3 protein-coding genes are annotated in these 1,619 nt (G+C 41.1%); all 3 read right to left on the reverse strand.

Annotated elements, in window-relative coordinates; translation table 11 throughout:
* Window positions 1-736: radical SAM protein (locus NTU69_09930; protein MCX5803829.1), on the reverse strand; the 736-nt coding region annotated here is incomplete at its 3' end.
* A gap of 95 nt (window positions 737-831) precedes the next feature.
* Window positions 832-1,053: a hypothetical protein gene (locus NTU69_09935; protein MCX5803830.1), complete on the reverse strand. Its 222-nt coding sequence runs from the start codon at window positions 1,051-1,053 to the stop codon at window positions 832-834.
* Window positions 1,050-1,619 (reverse strand): zeta toxin family protein (locus NTU69_09940; protein MCX5803831.1); only part of this gene is annotated, 570 nt, incomplete at its 5' end. The genes NTU69_09935 and NTU69_09940, both read right to left, overlap by 4 nt.

Here is a 1,619-nt window from a genome sequence, read left to right on the forward strand (position 1 = left end):
TTGTCCTGTCCATAATGTAATCCACGACCCTTCGTGTTTCTTCATGGGTCAAGTCCTCATCAATTAGCCCTGAACCCCTCCCTGCATATACAAGGTGATAGAAACAGACCCTCTCGATACCTTCTTTTTCGACCAAGTCAAAAATTTTGGGGATCTCTTTATAGTTCCTATTGTTTATTGTAAATCTTAAGCCAACCTTTATACCAGCCTTCTTTGAATGCCTGATTCCGGAAAGCGCCTTTTCATACGCTCCCTTCATGCCCCTGAAGGCGTCATTGACATCGCCAATACCATCAAGGCTCACACCGATATATGAGAGGGAGAAATCTGAGAAAATCCGTGCCTTCTTCTCTGTTATAAGCGTTCCATTTGTGGATATAACGGCCCTTATCCCCTTTTTCACTGCATAGTCAATAAGGGTAGAAAGGTCTTCCCTCAGTAACGGTTCCCCTCCGGAGAAGAGTATGACAGGAACGCCAAAGTCAGTTAGGTCATCAATAAGCCTTTTCCCTTCCTCTGTGGAAAGCTCTTTGCCCTTATATCCCTCACCTTCGGCAAAGGCATAACAATGCACACATTTCAGGTTGCACCTCTTTGTCATGTTCCATACAACTACAGGTTTTTTATCCTTTGAGAACTGAAGCAGATGGGAAGGAAGCTGCTTTGAATCTCTTCCATATCGTAGCGGATCAGACGCCTCAACGGCACCGCAGTAAAGCTTTGAAATCCCGATCATGTTGTTATTTTGTGATGAAATTGAGAAAAAGTCAAATCAACAAGATTATCAGGTATTACAGTTGAGATGCCCAAGGTAGTCAGGGCGGTCAAATTTTATGCTGCTTCAAAGTCCTTCTCTTTTTGTTGTTTGAATTTTGGAACAACAATCTCTTCTGCTGGCACCCATACCACCTTCCCATCACGCAAAACTGAAATCGGGTTTCCACGTTTTTTATGCTCTGCTATTGCCTCGGCAACTGCTTCTTTTAGTGCCATTTCTGCCTTTATTGATAGAGGAGTATTTTCCAAATCCTCCTTTTTTATTTGCTTCTTCATAAAACCTCCGCATTTCTTCTAATCTCTTTAAATAGTTTATCATTAATAATGGTCAGAATTCCATCCTCTTCTTTTGCAATAACACATGGTGTATCCATAGAGTTGTCAAATATTATCCATGAGTCAAGTAGCGGCATATACAAATTAAAAAGATTGTGTAGACCTCTGCTGAATCTGCGACGAACCGTTTCTTTTGGAACGTCATGTCCTCCAATTTTAACCCTTTCAGCAATACGATTAATGGCAAGCTTTACGTTGCTAACCCACAGAAAATAAACATGGATTTTGTAACTTTTGTTTTTTAAGTCTTTTAACAATTTTACGTAGGATTTGCCTGCCAGAGTTGTTTCAAAAGCAAAATCAACCCCTCGCCGGCTGTATGTGTGAATCTGCTCCAGCATAACCTTGCCTGCCTTAATAGCAGCAACTTCAGGAGAAAATGGAGAGAGACCAGATGCGATTAAGTCGGCATTCACAAAATTCAGGCAATGTGCATAATGAGGAAGAAATTTTTTAACAAATGTCGTCTTTCCAGAACCGTTGGGTCCAGCAATGATATAGAGATT

Source organism: Pseudomonadota bacterium (assembly GCA_026388215.1).
In the GTDB taxonomy this organism is placed as follows: Bacteria; Desulfobacterota; Syntrophorhabdia; order Syntrophorhabdales; family Syntrophorhabdaceae; genus JAPLKF01.

What these genes read in the sequence shown, in the direction of transcription:
- NTU69_09935 (MCX5803830.1), bottom strand. Translation starts at nt 1,053, where the DNA reads ATGAAGAAGCAAATAAAAAAGGAGGATTTGGAAAATACTCCTCTATCA.